General features: G+C 62.4%; 13 protein-coding genes. 5 read left to right on the top strand and 8 right to left on the bottom strand.

Annotation, left to right across the window (positions count from 1 at the left end):
* Window positions 1-164: 164 nt before the first annotated feature.
* Both ABIF91_RS37405 and ABIF91_RS37400 read right to left on the bottom strand, forming a co-directional pair.
* The gene (locus tag ABIF91_RS37405; RefSeq protein ID WP_424579693.1) at window positions 165-587 is read right to left on the bottom strand and encodes a hypothetical protein; all 423 of its coding nucleotides are present in this window, start codon (window positions 585-587) and stop codon (window positions 165-167) included.
* A 159-nt stretch (window positions 588-746) separates the two neighbouring features.
* The gene (locus ABIF91_RS37400) at window positions 747-2,531 is read right to left on the bottom strand and encodes a caspase family protein (RefSeq protein ID WP_035719068.1); all 1,785 of its coding nucleotides are present in this window, start codon (window positions 2,529-2,531) and stop codon (window positions 747-749) included.
* Between the two features lie 189 nt (window positions 2,532-2,720).
* Between ABIF91_RS37400 and ABIF91_RS37395 the strand changes: the two genes are divergently transcribed.
* Window positions 2,721-3,479, top strand: coding sequence for a methyltransferase family protein (locus tag ABIF91_RS37395; protein WP_035678730.1), 759 nt, complete (start codon window positions 2,721-2,723; stop codon window positions 3,477-3,479).
* 370 nt (window positions 3,480-3,849) lie between these two features.
* Window positions 3,850-5,733: a caspase family protein gene (locus ABIF91_RS37390; protein WP_028181958.1), complete on the top strand. Its 1,884-nt coding sequence runs from the start codon at window positions 3,850-3,852 to the stop codon at window positions 5,731-5,733.
* A gap of 138 nt (window positions 5,734-5,871) precedes the next feature.
* On the opposite strand, the gene istB is transcribed toward ABIF91_RS37390, so the two are convergent.
* A complete protein-coding gene (gene istB, locus ABIF91_RS37385; RefSeq protein ID WP_038952109.1) occupies window positions 5,872-6,639 on the bottom strand; it encodes an IS21-like element IS1631 family helper ATPase IstB in 768 nt (255 codons plus the stop codon).
* A gap of 4 nt (window positions 6,640-6,643) precedes the next feature.
* Window positions 6,644-8,401, bottom strand: coding sequence for an IS21-like element IS1631 family transposase (gene istA, locus ABIF91_RS37380; protein ID WP_100214066.1), 1,758 nt, complete (start codon window positions 8,399-8,401; stop codon window positions 6,644-6,646).
* A 188-nt stretch (window positions 8,402-8,589) separates the two neighbouring features.
* Between istA and ABIF91_RS37375 the strand changes: the two genes are divergently transcribed.
* The gene (locus ABIF91_RS37375; RefSeq protein ID WP_245285565.1) at window positions 8,590-9,111 is read left to right on the top strand and encodes a hypothetical protein; all 522 of its coding nucleotides are present in this window, start codon (window positions 8,590-8,592) and stop codon (window positions 9,109-9,111) included.
* Window positions 9,112-9,214: 103 nt separating this feature from the next.
* On the opposite strand, the gene ABIF91_RS37370 is transcribed toward ABIF91_RS37375, so the two are convergent.
* Window positions 9,215-10,344 (bottom strand): IS3-like element ISRj2 family transposase gene (locus ABIF91_RS37370; RefSeq protein ID WP_129557670.1). Its coding sequence is split into 2 segments (ribosomal slippage): window positions 9,215-10,092 and window positions 10,092-10,344, totalling 1,131 coding nucleotides; the frame shifts between segments, so codons are not numbered across the junction.
* Window positions 10,345-10,440: 96 nt separating this feature from the next.
* Between ABIF91_RS37370 and ABIF91_RS37365 the strand changes: the two genes are divergently transcribed.
* Window positions 10,441-10,968: a hypothetical protein gene (locus ABIF91_RS37365; RefSeq protein ID WP_245285452.1), complete on the top strand. Its 528-nt coding sequence runs from the start codon at window positions 10,441-10,443 to the stop codon at window positions 10,966-10,968.
* A gap of 351 nt (window positions 10,969-11,319) precedes the next feature.
* Complete coding sequence (locus ABIF91_RS37360) at window positions 11,320-12,240, top strand: hypothetical protein (RefSeq protein ID WP_424579692.1); 921 nt, start codon at window positions 11,320-11,322, stop codon at window positions 12,238-12,240.
* A 19-nt stretch (window positions 12,241-12,259) separates the two neighbouring features.
* On the opposite strand, the gene ABIF91_RS37355 is transcribed toward ABIF91_RS37360, so the two are convergent.
* The 3 genes from ABIF91_RS37355 to ABIF91_RS37345 all read right to left on the bottom strand — a co-directional run bounded on the left by ABIF91_RS37355 (window position 12,260) and on the right by ABIF91_RS37345 (window position 16,606).
* Window positions 12,260-12,922, bottom strand: a complete 663-nt coding sequence (locus ABIF91_RS37355; protein WP_028178541.1) for a DUF4384 domain-containing protein — start codon at window positions 12,920-12,922, stop codon at window positions 12,260-12,262.
* A gap of 19 nt (window positions 12,923-12,941) precedes the next feature.
* Window positions 12,942-14,732: a caspase family protein gene (locus ABIF91_RS37350; RefSeq protein ID WP_050995165.1), complete on the bottom strand. Its 1,791-nt coding sequence runs from the start codon at window positions 14,730-14,732 to the stop codon at window positions 12,942-12,944.
* Window positions 14,733-14,872: 140 nt separating this feature from the next.
* Window positions 14,873-16,606 (bottom strand): hypothetical protein, encoded by a 1,734-nt coding sequence (locus ABIF91_RS37345; RefSeq protein WP_028178539.1) that lies wholly within the window; start codon window positions 16,604-16,606, stop codon window positions 14,873-14,875.
* Window positions 16,607-16,710 lie beyond the last annotated feature (104 nt).

Genomic DNA, 16,710 nt, shown 5'->3' with positions numbered 1-16,710 from the left:
GCCCCTCAGCGGCTGCCTTCACATGAAAATGGAGAACGGCGCCCCTAAAGGGCGGGGACGCGCCCTTCTCCGAGTTGTCGAAGGGTCATTTGCGTGGGATCGAGCGCGCCTGCCCTGTGGGAAGATCATGGTTCGCAGCGGGGATGGTCAAATCCGATGGCGGCCTAACCGCTAAATCTCTTGACGAGCTTTGAGCCCTTGGCCGTGCTGATCTGCTGGCTGGTCAAGTCGCTTCCCGCGCTCAATCCCTTCACCATGAGGTTCTTGACGCGCTGCGACGCCTGCTTCTCGTTGGAATAGTCGATCTCGACGTGATCGAGCTCCATCAGATGGCCGAGCTCGTGCGCCCAGGCGCGTCCATTGGCGTGGTCATTGCCATACCACTGGACGAAGCTCGCGGGCTCGGGAGAGCCATTCGGGTATGAACCTCCGCCGGCGTTCAGACTTGCGATCGAATTGACCAGGAAGATGTGGACCGCATTGTCCGCGTCGTGCCGGGACGCGAGAACGCCCAGCAGGACCTCATCGCTGCTGCGCCTGCTCGGTGCCATGTCGAGCGGTTTGTCCAATATGCAATCGCTGATCACGAAGGCGATCTTCGCCTTCGACCAGATCGTATTGACGACATCGAGCGCCTTCTTCGCTGTGTCGCAGTCCCATTGCGCAGGCTCGAGGACGCCCTTGTTGGCGAATGGGGTGACATAAAGTCTAAGCGGAATGGACATGCGCCGGGCTACCGATCAGTCTTACGGCAGGAAGAACGGTATGAAGCCGATTCCGCCACCACCGCCGCCGCCTCCGCCCGCGTTAGCCTCGGGCTTCGGCGGCCTTGCAGGCCGTGCCGGAGCTTCTTCGGGGTCCCTGTACCTGCGCTCGAGCTTTGCGGATGGTGTCGGACGGGCTCTGCGCTTCTCGCACTCATCGTCATTATTCAGGAAGTAGCCCGCGGCGCAGGTGATCTTGACACACCGATCTCCATCGCGTTTCTGGCCGGATCCGCAAATTATCGGGCAAACCCGCGCCGATTTGAGCTTGATCGCGTCGAGCGCCTCGGGGCTCGCAGCCTTGGCATCGAACGTGGTGCCGGCATTCTTGTTGTACAACTCGAGCGAACGCCGTGAGGCCGCATCCCAGTCGCCATCGGCCGGTCCGGTAAAGCAACCGACCCGGCGCAACTCGGCTTGCACCGATTTTGCAAGCTCGGCCTTGGACGGCGGTGCCGGCGCGGACGTCTGTGGAGCCGGCAGCGCGGCCACTTTCGCATCCGAGTTCGGGGGAGCCTCTTGCGACGGGTCGGACCCAGCCTGAGCGCCAATTCTCGCGACGGCTATTTCAGCTTCCCGGCGACGCTGCTCGGCCTGCGCGGCCAATTGTTGCGCGGTTTCTCTGGCCTTCTCCGCCTCGGCACGAGCGTCCTGCGCTGCTTTCAAGTCCGAGGCGGCTTTGGCCAGTTGTGTCTGCTGGGCTCCCTGGTTGACGAGCCGCGCCTGCTCCTGCTCGGCCTGGCGGGCCTTTTCCGCTGCGGCCGCGCGCTTATCTTCCGCATCGATCTTGGCGAGCTGCAGCTTGGCCAGATTTGCGTAGTAGCCGTCCGGATACTGGGCAAGGAAGTAGTTCAGCGCATCCTTGTTGCCGATCTGCAGCGCGAGCTCGTAATCGTGCCGAATTTCTGCACGCGCCGAGACCGGTGGAGTTGCAGGCAGCGGTGGCGGGGCCGGTTGAGGCGCTGCGGCGGCCGCTTCCTTGGCCGGTGCCGGCACGAGCGGCACATCATCGCCACCAAGCGTACCGTACACATAGGGCTCCTGCTTGTTGCCGGTCGCCTTCATGACGTCGTCGCGGACGAAGCCGAATACCCTGCGCAGGTCCATGCCTGGAGTAGCGATATATTTCACCAGTGCCGAGGCATAGGGACTGTTCTTGCTGCCACCGTCGGACGCCGTCGAGCCAGCCTTGGCAGCGAAAGCAACCAGCGTATTCGAGGTCGCCGGCTCGATCCTGGCGAGGCCCCGGCTGACAGCCCGCGAGCCGACCGTCCGCTTCATCTTGTCGGCGAAAGGATTGTTGCGGCAAGCATCGAGGATCACGAGCCGCAGCTGCCGCGCCGGCTCGATCGCCAGCAGCACTCGCTCGAGCGAAAAGGCCTCGTCGTACACATCTGTATCGCGCTCGAGCGTCGCATCCGTGGGGATCAGGTAGTTCGTACCTTCGAGCTCGATCCCGTGGCCCGCGTAGTAGACGACGGCGACATCCGAGTCGCGCGCCACATCGGCAAAATCACGCAGCGCACGCCGCATCTCCGATGCCTGGAGATCCGTGCGGGTCTGGACGACGTCGAATCCCGCTCTCTTCAGGGTTCCCTCAACGATCGCAGCATCATTGGCTGGGTTGGCAAGCGCTGCGGCGTTCTTGTAGGCCGAGTTGCCGATGACGAGCGCGACACGGTTCGCAGCCCATGCCGGCTGACAGACAATCAGCGCAGCGAGAAGAAACAGGGTACGGCGCAATGCCACAGATCGGTGCAAATGCATGGCAGTACTACTTCTAGATTTTCTTCTTCCATCATTTGTGTCGTCACGACAGAAGCGGTTCAATGCGATCTCATGATCCGGCTGTGGAACCCACAGGGATGGCATGACTGCGCTGGCTGGCCGGTCAATTGACCTCACCGCAAGCCTGCCGTTTAATGAGGTAGGTTTCGAACAGGCGAGATCACTCCCGTGACTGGCGCGAAGCTCGATCAGGCGGGAACAGCGCGGAAGGAGATTGCCGGGCGCGGAGGCAATGCCTTGTTGGATTGGACCGCCAGGGCAGTTGTCGTAATCATCTATGGCGGGTCTGCTCTTATGGGCGCCGCCAGCGTCCCTCACCTGCTTCCGCCGGACAATTTCCACGACGGGCTTGCGCTTGCGGCCAGAATTGCCAACATCCTGTTCCTCGGCCTCGTCGCGCTGACAACCATCACCAGGCTGGCGCCGATCATGAAATCGCAGGGCATCGAGACGCGGGTCTCAGCCTTGCTGGGTACTTTCTTGAGCATCGTCCTCGCATTTCTTCCGAAGGCAGAGCTCGGGCCCGTCTGGTCGGCTGTGTCCTCGACGTTGGTCTTGGTGGGTACCTCGCTCTGCATCGTGGTGCTCCGCTGGCTCGGCAGATCCTTCAGCATTCAAGCGGAAGCCAGGCGTCTTGTGACGGAAGGGCCTTATCGGATCGTCCGGCATCCTCTCTATCTCTGCGAGGGGATTGCCCTCGTCGGCATAACACTCCAGGTCCTTTCACCGCTTGCCGTCCTCGTCGCCATCGTGATTGTGATGATCCAATGCCGGCGGATGATCAACGAAGAGCGGATCCTGAGGCGGGCATTTCCCGAATATGCCGCCTACCGCACGACAACTCCTTTTCTGATCCCCACGTGCCGGGCGATCGGCCGAATAGGCCGGGGCCAGGCACCGGCCAAGGCGATCGATCCGCACGCCTGACACCACGCTTCACATCCGCTCGATCTGCAACCAGGCGGAGTTCGATCCGAACCGACTTTCGGCCTTCTTCAGCGCTTCAGGCAAGCGATCGAACAGATCAGTAAAAGTAGACATATCAACAATTTACCTCAAAGAACCGGAGTGCGAAGAGCGCCGGCGCGACCGCTCGCCGGCCCCGAACAATCGTCCGAGGCCCTTGAACGCGTTCACTGGAATACGCGACCAATATCAGGAATGGATCGGGCTCGAGACTGTTCCTTGCACGAGCCAGGCGGTCGCCAGGAGCTATGAGTTTAGTCAGCATCTGCGCGGCCATGCCAACTTCGTTGACGCTCGCTACCATTCTTCGGCTGATGTTGGACGTCGCGCCATGAGCAATTACACGCAGATCAAGTTGTACGCTCTTCTTCTTGCTGCCTTGCTGTTCCTGACCGCTCAGCCTGCTTCCGCGACAAAGCGCGTCGCCCTGGTGCTTGGCAATGCCACATATCAAAACGCTCCCCTGCTTCCCAACCCGGCCAACGACGCCGGCGCCATCGCTGCGACGTTGAGGGCCGCGGGGTTTGACGTGGTCGACTCGAGGCTCAACCTCGCAGCGATGGACATGAAGCGAGCCCTGAGGGATTTTGCAGATCAGGCGCGCGACGCCGACATCGCACTCGTCTACTACGCAGGCCACGGGATCGAGATCGATGGCACGAACTATCTGATCCCAACCGACGCCAGGCTTGAACGTGATACGGACATCTACGACGAGGCGTTCTCGCTCGACCGTGTCTTGATGGCGATCGAGCCTGCAAGGCAGCTACGGGTCGTGATCGTCGACGCGTGCCGCAACAATCCTTTTGCCGACACGATGAAGCGAACGGTCGCCTCGCGATCGATCAGCCGCGGGCTCGCCAGGGTCGAGCCAACGGTCTCCAATACGTTGATCGCCTTCGCCGCGAAGGCCGGGTTGACGGCGCTCGACGGCAACAGCCAGAACAGCCCGTACGCGGCCGCACTGGTCAAGTATATCGCAAAGCCGGGCCTCGACCTGCGCAGGGCCTTTGGGTTCGTCCGCGACGACGTCTTGCAAGCCACGGGCAACCGGCAGGAGCCTTACGTCTACGGCTCGTTGGGCGGCGAGGACGTGGCGCTCGTGCCTGCTCCAAAGGCCGTCGAGCCTACGCCCGCGGCGGCCAACCCCCAGTCGGAGGTTCGCCGTGACTACGAACTGGCGCTGCAGCTCAACAACAAAGCCGCTCTGGGCGCATTCCTGACCCAGCATCCAGACGGATATTACGCAAGCCTCGCCAAGCTTCAGCTCAACCAGATCGAGGCGGAGGAGGCACGGGTTGCGGCGACCGAAAAGGCGCGCCAAGCCCAACAGCAGCAAGCCCGGCTTGCCTCCGAAGGCGCCCTGCGCGCAGAGCAGGAAAAGGCGGCCGCTGATCTGAAGGCTGCGGAGGACGCCCGCATTGCGGCCGAAAGAACAAAACTAGCTGCGCAACAGCAAGCGGCCGATGCCGAGCGGAATCGGACCACATCCGAGGGATCGATCAGCGCCGCGCTCACTCGGAACAAGGCCGCCGTCGATAATTCCACCACGGTGAGTCCGACTCCAGCCGCTGTGGCCGCTCAGAGTGACACAGACACGAAGGTCGCCGCTCTGAGCGCCGGGCCGCAGCAGGCCGATCCGGCCAGGGCCGATATCCCTCAGGCCGATCTCGCCAGGTCGGTACAGAGCGAATTGAGCCGTGTCGGATGCTTCACCAGTGCCGTCGATGGTGAATGGAATGCCGCTTCGCAGCGCTCACTCTCGCTCTTCAACCGCCACGCGGGAACCAAGTTCGACACGAAGCTTGCGAGTCTCGATGCGCTTGACGCAATCAAGCTCAAATCGTCGCGGGTCTGTCCGCTGGTCTGTGAACGCGGCTACAAGGCTAACGGCGACCAGTGCAGCAAGATCACCTGCGCCGAGGGCTCCTTCCTCAACGACGACAATGAATGCGAGAGGCGGCGCGGCAAGAAGCCTGTTGCAAACCGCAACACGGGCGAGCGCCCGGCCCGCGCGGATCGCCCGGCCCGCGAGAGGTTCGCGCCGGCTGCGGAGGCGCCCGCGCCACGGCGACAGGCGACTGCCAAGGGAAGCAGTGGCAGCATCTATTGTGACCAGCATATCTGCCGTCAGGTCAATCGTGGCTGCCGCCTCGAATACCGGGGCGGTGGAGGTCCCGGCGGCAACACTGGGAATGTCGAGGTCTGCAACTAGAGCCTGTTCCGTTCCGATGGAATCGGAACGGGGCTCTAGACTCTTGTTTTGACGCGTTTTTCTCCCCGCGGGTCACTTCAAATTCCTCCGGGTGTGGTCAGTCAAATTCCTCCACCCGCGAGGCAGGACAAGGGACTGTTAGTTTGAGTTTGTTTCCCGGGCAAGAGCTTCAGCGGCTTCTTTGAGCCGATAGCTGCGTCCGTCGAACTCAAGCAGATGGCAATGATGCATAAGGCGATCGAGGATCGTCGTGCTCATAGTGTTGTCCCCAAGGTATGCCCCCCAATCCTGCACGACGCGATTGGAGGTGACGATGACGCTGCGGCGCAGTTTGTAACGCTGATGGATCAGGGTCTGCAGCAAAGTGCCGGCGTCGTCGGGGATGGCGCGTGCGAGGAATAGATCGTCCAGCACGAGGAGATCGCAGTCGATGATGGTTCGCAGCCGGACCTCGCGTTGTGCCGGAGAGTTCAGGGCGTAGCGGTGGAAGAAGTCGTCGGTCTCAAGATACTGGACCTTGTGGCTTTGCAGGATCGCCTGATAGGCAATCGCCTTGGCGATGTGCGACTTCCCGGTGCCAGGTTTGCCAACAAGCAGAGCGTTCTCGCCAGCGGCAATGAACGCCAGGGTGTGGAGCTGGAAGCAGGTCTGACGTGGCAGTTTGGGATTGAAGGACCAGTCGAACTCGGCGAGCGTCAGCTTTTCGTCGAGCCCGGATTGCTGGTATCGCCGCTCGATAAGACGGGACTGACGACGGTCCAGTTCATCCTGCAGGATAAGGGAGAAGGTCTCGAGGAAGGGCTGGTTGGCGCCCTGCGCCTGGAGCACGCGCGTCTGCAGCGTGTCGCGGACACCCGACAGGCGCAGCTGTCGTAGGCAACGCTCAATTTCCGGCATGGTCATCATGTGGCTAGGTCTCCAGTTTAAGGTGAGAAGGTGCAGCGGGAGCGCTCGTGGCGCCGGAGTTGGCCGGGGTTGCGCAGGCGACACGAGCGCGGATTGCCGTGGCGTGATCGTCGTGAGCCTCGGCCTGCCGACCATTGTCGTCGGCGTCGCGCCGCACAGCGCGGCTGAAGAGGTCGCCGTATTCCGCGGGGGTACGGATCAGCGGATGATCCTGGGTGAGCGGCGATGCCGGCTGTGGCGTCACTCCAACCTGCTCGATCGCCTGTTCGAACAACCGCTCGACGGTCGCACGCACGTGCTTGTAGCGGTAGATGCGGTTGTCGATGGCGTGCGCGCAGGCCTGCTCGACCAGCCGCGCCGGATACTTCCGGCCCAGCCCGACAATGCCCCACATCGCGCGCTGTCCGGGGCGCCCTTCGGTGTCGAACACCTGCTGGCACAAGGCCCTGGTCTGCGGTCCGATGCGCTCGGCGCTCGCCAGCAGCACGGCGGTTTGCCGCGACGGGTTGAACGGCCGTTCGCTGGTCGGCAGGACGACAGAACCGGGGTGCGCCATCCGGGAATGAACACGCAGCAGCGCACGGGTGTGGCGATCACGGATCTCGATCGTGGTGGTGTAGATGCGCACGACGACCTGGCTGCCGATCGGCGCGGGCCGCGCGGCGTAATAGCTGTTGTCGACGCGTACGGTGGTGTCGTCGCAGACAGTCCGGACGACTTCGGTGAAGATGCGGAAGGGAGCGACAGGCAGCGGCCGCAGGTGCGGCTTCTCTTCCTGGAACATCGCCTCGACCTGACGGCGCGTGCTGCCGTGGATGCGTTTGGAAGCCCAGTTCTCCTCCCAGTGCCTCAAGAACTCGTTTTGCGCCTCCAGCGTCTCGAAGCGCCGTCCGGCCAGCGCAGTGCCCTGGGTATGTTGAATCGCATTCTCGACGCATCCTTTCCGATTTGGATCGGCCACGCGCGCGGGATCGGCGACCACGGCGTAATGAGCCAGCATCGCGCTGTAAATCGGGTTGAGCTGGGGCTCGTACAAATCCGGCTTGAGGACGCCTTCCTTCAGGTTGTCGAGCACGACATAGCTGGGGACCCCGCCAAAATACCGGAACGCCTCTTCGTGGAGCTGCGCCCAGACTTGTTGGCTGGACTTCCAGACTACCCGCCGGAAGCTGCGCCGCGAGTAGCGTAGCGTCATCACGAACAGGCGGGGACGACGGTACCGCCCGCTCTTCGGATCAACCGTCGGCGCGCCCTCGCCATAGTCGACCTGAGCTTCCTCGCCGGGGAGGAACTCAAGACGATCAAACTGCTCAGGATCAGCGTGCCGCAACCGGCGCACAAACCGCTTGACACTCTGGTAGCTGGACGGAAAGCCAAATTGATCAACCAGGTCCTGGTAAATCGCCTGCGCGTTCCGCTTCAGCCGGACCTGTTCTTCGATCCACGTCCGATGCGCTTCGCAAGCCGAACGGGCCAGGCTGCTGGTGACCGTCGCTTCCGATGTCCCAAAAGCCGGTGGTCGGGGTGGAGGAATTTGGCCGTCCGCGCTCACCGAGCCGGTGGTCACTTCCCCGGGGGAATTTGCCTCCGCACCGGCCCGCAGCGCCTGATAACGCCGGATCGTCTTGCGATCGACACCCGTCAGCCGGTGAATCTCGCGCTGGCTGGTGTTGCGATCAAGTAATGTAAGTACGGTGCTTTGCAGATGTCGCTTCAAGACGTTCAACTCCCCGGCCCCTTGCTGGCTAAAGGGGTCGAACATAAACGTCCTGCCTGACCGGCTACTGCTGTTCAGCGGCGCTGACGGCGATCATCAGGTGGGGGAGTTTCAAGTGACCATACCCGGGGGATTTTGACCGACCCACGGGGTTTCTTGACGCGAACCGGTGTCCACTTCGCTCGAAAACGCTCTAGCGCCACGCAAAAGAGGTGTCCGAAGGAGTGATCTAAGTGACAACCTGCGAGCTGGAGCAGAAGGATGTCGCCACCTTTCCGGGTGTGACGCTCTTCACGAAGCGGCAGGCGCCCGGCATGAGGCCGACGGCGGTCTATCTTCCACCGAAGCACGCAACGGCCGCCACCAAGTTCGATGTCGTAATCTGGCTACACGGTTTCTATGTCAGGGATCATGAATACCTGTTCCGGAACGATCCTGCACGTCTGCGCGAACAGGTCCGGGATTCGGGGAAGGATGTCGTGCTTGTCGCGCCATTCCTGGGCTACGAATATGCCGTCGGTGACACCTTTGCCGGGAACTACAGCGTGAAGGATCTGGCTTCTGCCAAATGGGGCGAACGCTATCTGGACGAGATCCTCGGGGCTCTTGCCAAGTTCGTGGCGCCTGTCGCCGGCACCGGCAACGGCACCCGGAGCATACCCCAGCTCCAGGTCGGCAAGCTCATCATCGCCTGCCATTCCGGCGGCGGGAGAGAGCTGGCCCCGGTTGTTTGGACAGCGCCCCGCTGGATTTAAGTGGATTCCTGCCGGGTTATGCTGAACGCGGGGCTTTACGGTTTTGTCGTTGCGTCGGGAGGGCGTAGCCCGACCAGAGCGACGACAAAACCGTCGGCGACGGTCATGCGGCCATCACCATAGCTTGCGTGCCGAAGTAAGCCTCGTCGGGCGTGCGCCCGTCAAGGCTCGAGTGAGGGCGTCCCTGATTGTAGAAGGCCAGATACTTGGCAATTGACGCTCGCGCCTCGGACACGCTGTCGTAGGCGCGGAGATATACTTCTTCGTATTTGACCGTGCGCCAGAGCCGCTCGACAAACACGTTGTCGCGCCAGGCGCCCTTGCCGTCCATGCTGATGGCGATCTTCGCGTCCAGCAGCACATCGGTGAACTCGAGGCTGGTGAACTGGCTGCCCTGATCCGTGTTGAAAATCTCGGGCCTGCCGTGCTTCGCCAACGCCTCCTGGACCGCTTCGACGCAGAAGGCCGCCTCCATTGTGATCGAGACGCGATGGGCCAGGACCCGTCGGCTGAACACATCGACGACCGCCGCGAGATAGACGAAGCCACGCCGCATCGGAATGTAGGTGATGTCCATTGCCCACGCATGGTCGGGCCGCTCGATCTTCAATCCGCGCAACAGGTACGGGTAGATCTTGTGACCCGGAGCCGGCTTGCTCGTGTTCGGGCGACGATAGACCGCCTCGATCCCCATGCGCTTCATCAGCGTCGCGATGTGGCGGCGACCGGCGTATACGCCCTCCCGCCGCAGCAACGATCGCAGCATACGCGCTCCCGCGAAGGGATAATCGAGATGCAGCTCATCGAGCCGACGCATCAAGGCAAGGTCCTCGGCCGAAACTGGCCGAGGTTCATAGTAGACCGTGCTGCGAGCCAGCTTCAGGACCTTCGCCTGGCGCACGATAGAAAGATCATGATCGCGGTCGATCATCGCTTTGCGCTCAGCAGGCCCGCCTTGGTGAGCGCGCCGGACAAAAAATCGTTTTCCAACGCCAGCTCGCCGATCTTGGCATGTAACGCCTTCAAATCGACCGGCGTCTCGGCCGATGTCTTGTCATGCCCAAACACGCCGGCGGCGCCTTCCAGGAGCTGGTTTTTCCAGATCGTGATCTGGTTCGGATGAACATCAAACAGTTGCGCCAGCTCCGCCAGTGTCTTGTCGCCTTTGACCGCAGCCAAAGCAACCTTCGCCTTGAATGCCGGAGAATGCGTCCGGCGGCTCTTCTTCGTCATCTTCGCTCCTGATTCGCAGCAAGAATCCTCGCCGCTGTCAGGCAGAAAATCCACTCAAGCTACTGTCCGAATTTGCGGGGCCAGCTCTGGAGCGGCATGCGCAACCTGGTCGGGAGCCTCGGAAAGTATCAGCCGAACCTGTCGGCCTGCTGGGGATTTGATTGCCTCTACGGCGCCAAAGCGCAACCGGACGACGCCACGTTCTGGTACCAATGGCTGTCGGGCCAGAGCACCTGCGCGCTCGAAATTGTCTATGGCCCGACCACCCTTTCGCAATCGGTGAAGCTGGACCTGGTCGGACGCGGACTCGCAACGCTCGACGGCAATCGTCCTCCGTCACAGCGCCCTGCTCTCAAAAACCTGACTGTGAGCGTGGGTCACTATGATGCATTTCCGGCGTTTGGGCAGATGGTCAGGGTCAATGATCTGGATCCGGCCTTCGTCGACCGCTTCATGATCCCGCAGGTCGCCGACAAACCTCCACTGGGCTACAAGCCGGCATCGCGCAATGGAGAATTCCTCAAACAGGCGATTGCCAACGTTCGCGGCGCTTTCCCCTTTCCGAAGGACATTCACTACATGATTGCCCGCGGCGGTTTCTACAGCCGCCTGAGTAGGCTGTAGCGTCGCAAAGGCCCTCCCCGGCGGGCACGAATTCGCCAGTCACCGGCTCGCTGCTTAACCTTGGCTGTGATGATGCGAGGAGACACGCAGGACATGACGGAACCACCTTTCGATCCGAACACCGCGCCGAGAGCCGGCAACTCGGCTCAGGACCGCGCCGCGATGCGAGCGGACATGAACAAGGTCGCGCTGAAGCTGCGCGAAGCCGGCATTCAGCTTTACGGATTCTACAAGATCCACGACCTCGTGCCGTACTGGAATCCGCTTGGCTTCGATTTCATGTGCGACAACTGGCGGCAACTGCTCGATGCCGCCGGCAAGGCACCGCGGCTAGGCTCCGACCAGATCAACATGCCGGGCTACGATCCGTGGCTGCAGGCCGGCGTCAAGAGCGTCGGCTTCACGCAGACCGGCAAGGCTCCGCACGTGCATCTCGACATTGCGATCGATCGGCCCGGGCTCTGTCGGATTTACATCCTGGAGAAAGACGAGGAGCGACGTCTCGACGCCCTGCGACGGGCCCGGGTGGTCACCGCGAGAGATACCGACGTATTCAGGAAGATCCACCGGCGGGTGGAGGGTCTCGGCATCGATCTCGACGATCACATCGGCTCGCACCTGGAGGCGGGGCGGCTCGTGCTCGATGGCATCAATTTCGTCGCCAAGGATCACCACCGTCTTCTCGATGCGCTGACGAACCTGAAATATCCCGCCGGCAACAATGTCTTTTTTCGCGGAGAGAGATCCGGCCGCGGTCATTTCTTCGGCATGGCCTCATTCCTGGCTACCGACGGCATCGGCTTTCGGCAAATCTGGCAGACATTTCCGGAGGAAAGGCCGGTCGCAACACCAGATCCGCGTACCGGACCGGCGATGGATCCCAAGGCTTCCGGGCGGTTCGGCGATTCACCGAACCTGCCGGATCTCACCTCGGTGCACTGTGCCGTGTCGAACCGGATCTGCAACGTCCATATCGACGAGATGGGCTTCGTGGTCACGGACAGCAAAGGCACCATCATCGTCGACCCTGACGCGCTGCGGCACATCTTCGTCGAATTGCTCTGGAAGACCAACCTGCAGGGCAAACTGCCCTTCTGGGCGCTCGACAACGTCAATTTCATCATCCCGAGCTCGCCAAACGACTTTTCCCGCGTTGGAGTCAGCGTCGACATCGCGAAGTTCGGGCGTGTCAAGATTGCGCTCAACGGGAGCTGCTCGGCCGACGGCAAGATGGAAGCAGCCGGCACGCTCACGCTCGGGTTCAAATTCTGAGACAGCCGACAGCCACGGCTCACTTGATGGAATAGGACTTGACGTCGAACGACCAATTGTTCGGCACCAGTTTTCCGCTGCCGCCGTCCGGCACACGCAGCTCACTCGTCCACGCCGACAGGTAGCTCAACGTATCGGCTTGATTCTGTAGTTTGCGCGGGAGATCCGGCAAATCGAGCAATTGCACGCGCCGTTCACTCAGGATCGCAACCATGACGGCCGAGCCGGTCGGCGGTGCGACGACATATTCAAAGCCACGTTGCCGCCCTGCCGGGGTCGGCACAACAAATTGCACGCCGGGCTTGACGAGATTGATGTCGCGGCCGTCGGACTGCTCCAACAATTCGGGTGTCGGAAAGATCTGAGACATCCGTCCGTCCGCATCGACATCCACCAGAATGAGATAGCCTGCCTTCTTCGCAGTCACGCCGAATGACACCTTGCCGCCAACGTTGACGGTCAGGCTGGGCAGGATCTCAAGGGACACACTTGCAGCATTGCTCTGCGCGGCGCTGGACTGTCCGCGCGTCGCCTGGATGCGCCAAGACCATGGTGCGCTCGCCAGGCTCGCATGTAGAGATTCGGGCCGCAGCGGCGCTGCGGGCGCGGCCCCGCTTCCCGCCAGCAGCAGGGCGAATGCGAAGCATACTCGTTTACGGCGGATCAGCTCCGATCGCCACATGGCTCCCCCCAAACAGATGTCAGGGAGCGCTGAAAAAGCCGATCGAGGCGATCCGCGCGTCCGCAGGCAGGTAGCGCTCGAGGTTCTTGATCAAGTGCCCTGAGGCACGTCGCCGATTGAGCTGAATCAGGACGGTCTCGAGATCGACCATGCGCCGCTGCGAGGTTACAGCAACGACCTGCTCGGCACCGAACGGCTCACCCACCCGGAGTGGCAGCCGCAAGTTCGATGATTTGGCCACTGCCGTATCTGTACCCACCGGGTACAACATCTGGATGGTACCGTCGCCGGATACATTGAACAGCAGCAATGCCCTTGAAGCCACGTCGGACAGTTCGACTTCGATGGTCTGACCAGCGCGCTGCTGTCGATCATCCGGCCAAATACGCATGATCTGCGGCGATCGGGTCGCCATTCGCTTGAGCTCGCGCATTGCTGCGGTGCGATCCACGACCGTCGGCAAATTGGCCACGTCCATCCCATAGGCGACGACATCGCCCCAGGCGATCACGTCATGGGAGACGGGGTCCCAGATCAGGTCGGGATTGTCCGTCGGCTGAACGGCCTGCACGGTGGCGTCCTTCGGCGTCATGCCGGCGAAATAGTTCATCTTGCCGTCGAGCGCCGCCAGACGGATCGGTGCCGTGAGACGGAGGGGCGCCGGTGCGGCGACGGTCGGGGCTGCAGCAGTCGGAGCGGCGGCAGGCGCAACCGTATTGGGTGCAGCGGCCAGCGTCGGCAGCGCCGGAGCCTTGGTCGTCGCAGCCGGCGGGGCAGCCGCCTGTCCGTCAGCAGCCTGACTGGAGGCCGTCCTCGCGGCCGGGCCCTGAATCAGCACCACGCCGCGCGTCAGCTCGAAGGCGACGGCGGTCTCCGGCGCCTGCGCCGGTGACGATATCGTCACGATGTTCTGGCGCTGGTCCGAGAGCTGATAGACCACCTGCCGGACATTGGCGAAGAGCTCCTTGAGCGTCACCTTGCCATCGCGATCGATGTCCGCGCTGCCCTCCACTGCCCGCGCCACCGCGTAGCTGAGAGCCCCGCGCAGCCCATCGATCCCGGGAATCCGTACTTCGGGCGCCTTGGTGTGGCGATCAACAGCGGCGAGGAACGCCGTATGGTCGAGATCGAGCTCGGACTTCGGACCGTTGCTGTCCGATATCGGTTTCAATTCATCGACAAGCAACGTGTAGCGCGGCACCTGCCGGAAGCTCATCTCTGCAGCCCGCGGGTCGATATCGCGCACCATTCCGCCGCCATGGCAGGTATCCGCAACGAAGATCACCTTCGCGCCGCGCAACTCGAGCTGCCGGATGAAATGGTTGAACTCGCTCCCCAGAATGCGCTCGACGGACCCCTTCGGCGTGGTTTCGAAGCCGGGCAGCAGGAACACGTTCTCCATCCCATCGGGCTCCGAGCCCTTGACGCGCTCAGGCTCCTGCGTGCCGTGGCCGGCGATCGACAGGAAGACGAGGTCGTTGTTCTTTGTGCGCGTCACCAAGGCACTGATTTCACGCAAGACGCTCGCCCTGTCCGCTTGGGCATTGGTCAACTCGACGACATCGCTAACCCCCATCGTCTTCAGGCTGGACACGAGATCTCCAGCGTCAGCGACTGCGCCCTTCAGTTTTCGGACGTGCTGGTAATCGTCGATTCCGATCACGAGCGCGCGCACGGCCGCCCCATCCGGATTGCTGATCGCCAGTGCTTCCGCTGCCTGGGCGCGCTGCAGCGGCAGACCGATCACCGCAGCAAGCGCGATGGCGGCAGCGCAGCAGATCCTGTACTTAAATCCTCTGGACCTTCGCATCGTGATCCACCTCGATGTCATGCAAGCCGGTTCCCGAACCGCGCCGGTCCGACGTGGCGGCGACACCTCGTCCGAACGTCCCGGGTCCAGCCTGCGAACAGCATTCGCTATCCATCTGTAGCGCCAGTGACACACATGGTTCAGCGTCTCTTGGTCGCGGTTTTCGCAGCCGCCGATTTGCGGCCCGCCGGCGCATCGGAGTCCTGGTAGACGTCAGCCGAAACGGTTGTCTGGTCATCGGCGAAGGCACGGAAGCGAACCGGGGTGTAGCCACGCGCAAGCAGGCTCGCCAACGGATAGATGTTGCGGCAAACGCGTCCGTTGCAGCCGCCGGTCGAGGATTCTATCACCTCCGCCTTGCGATCCGGCGTGAACCGCAGGAACAACATCACATGGGAGCCGGGCTTGTTGAGTGCATCGCCAGGCTTCAACTCCCAGGGGTTCGTCACGGGCGACGCGATCGCGGGAATGGCGGCGGTCGTGTAGTGGACCGAGAGTCCCCACGTGGCGCTGACGAACGCCGAGCAGTCGACGCCCGCCACATCCGGCCGGGGCGCGTTGCGGGTGCAGACATTCCCGGCCAACGTGCCGCTCTCGATGCGCTGCCGGAAGTTTGCGAGCGAGCCGTGACAGCCCCAGCAATAGGGTACGCCGCGCACCTCCTGGTTTACCTTGCCCTGAAGGTACCATGGGCGGCGAATGCGGTTGAATCCGCTGCACTGGCTGTCCGGATCGTTGCCATAGTTCGCCTGCGTCAGCTTCCACTGCACACCCTCGAACGCAAACGCGGTCTCGATCGCCTGCTGGCGATTTGACGGCCGCACCGCCGCTGTCGCATTGAACTTGCTGTTGTTGTAGGGCTGCGCGGTTGCCGTCCGCGACGGCCGAGCGTCGATCACCGACGCGTTGCGCAGGGGGCGGAAGCCGACGCCAACCACATCGACACCGTTTGGCTTGGTTCGCAGGAAATAGACGTCGCCGTCACCCGAGATCGTGACGAACCGCCTCGTCAGCGGGGTGTTCTCGAGGGGCAACTCGTAGATTCCCTCGAGCCGGCCGTTGGCGGCATAGCGCACGACGAAAGTGGATGCGTTCTTTCCCGACGGCGGAATGTCTTCGGCCAACACATAGAAGCGATCGCTATTGTCGATCTCGAGGAACTCGACCGTACCGAGCTGGTCACGCACGCGCAGGCCGAGCGCGCCAATGGTCTCATTGGTGACCATGGTCTGGATCTCGATGCGCACGCTGGAATTGCCCTTGTCCGGGATGATATCGGCGATGACCGAGCCCTTGCTGCGGGACGCGACGTACTGCCGGTCGGGCTGCCGGCCCGTTTTGACGACGGCCGCGCGGGTGTTCTGGTCGAGCAGCTCGGTCGCGCTGCCGGGTGGCTGCGATCCCATCTGGGCGAAGGCGGAGATGGCGACCTGGTCGTCCGTGCCGCGGCTCGAGACTTCCTCAAGTTGGATTTCGTCGCCACCGAGCCCGCGCGTGGACTGGTCTGGCGCCGCCTTCAACGTGCGGACGCCGCCGTCCCAAACCATGATGTCGCCGTTATGAACGACGAGATCGGTCGGCTGTACATCCCTCGGCATCTTGAGGACGTCAGGATCGGAATTCGGCTGCTTGGGATCGAACTGGAGAATGCGTCCGTTGACCTGATCGAGCACGAACAGGTTGCCCTGCCCGTCGGCACTGAGCGCCTGGGGGCCTGCCAGTTCCACGTCCTCGCCGGCCGGGACGATGCCGACCATGGAGGCAGCCGAGCCGCCCGAAAAGCTCCGCACGACGGTGTCCTCGGCGTGCGTCCCGGTGGCGAAAATGCTCGCACCGGCGATGAAGACCCAGATCCAACTCGTTGGACGAAACATGTTCGCCTCAATGTGCCCGAACCGATTGTCGCGCCAGATCGACTAATCCGAGATGCCGTTGATGCGGCGCGTCAATTAGTGGTGAGCAATCTCAATCGCGTTCA

The sequence above is a fragment of the Bradyrhizobium sp. USDA 241 genome, from assembly GCF_049739505.1.
In the GTDB taxonomy this organism is placed as follows: Bacteria; Pseudomonadota; Alphaproteobacteria; order Rhizobiales; family Xanthobacteraceae; genus Bradyrhizobium; species Bradyrhizobium liaoningense.
Note: the sequence above shows the minus strand (reverse complement) of the source record. Positions and strands in the feature narration are given on the sequence as shown.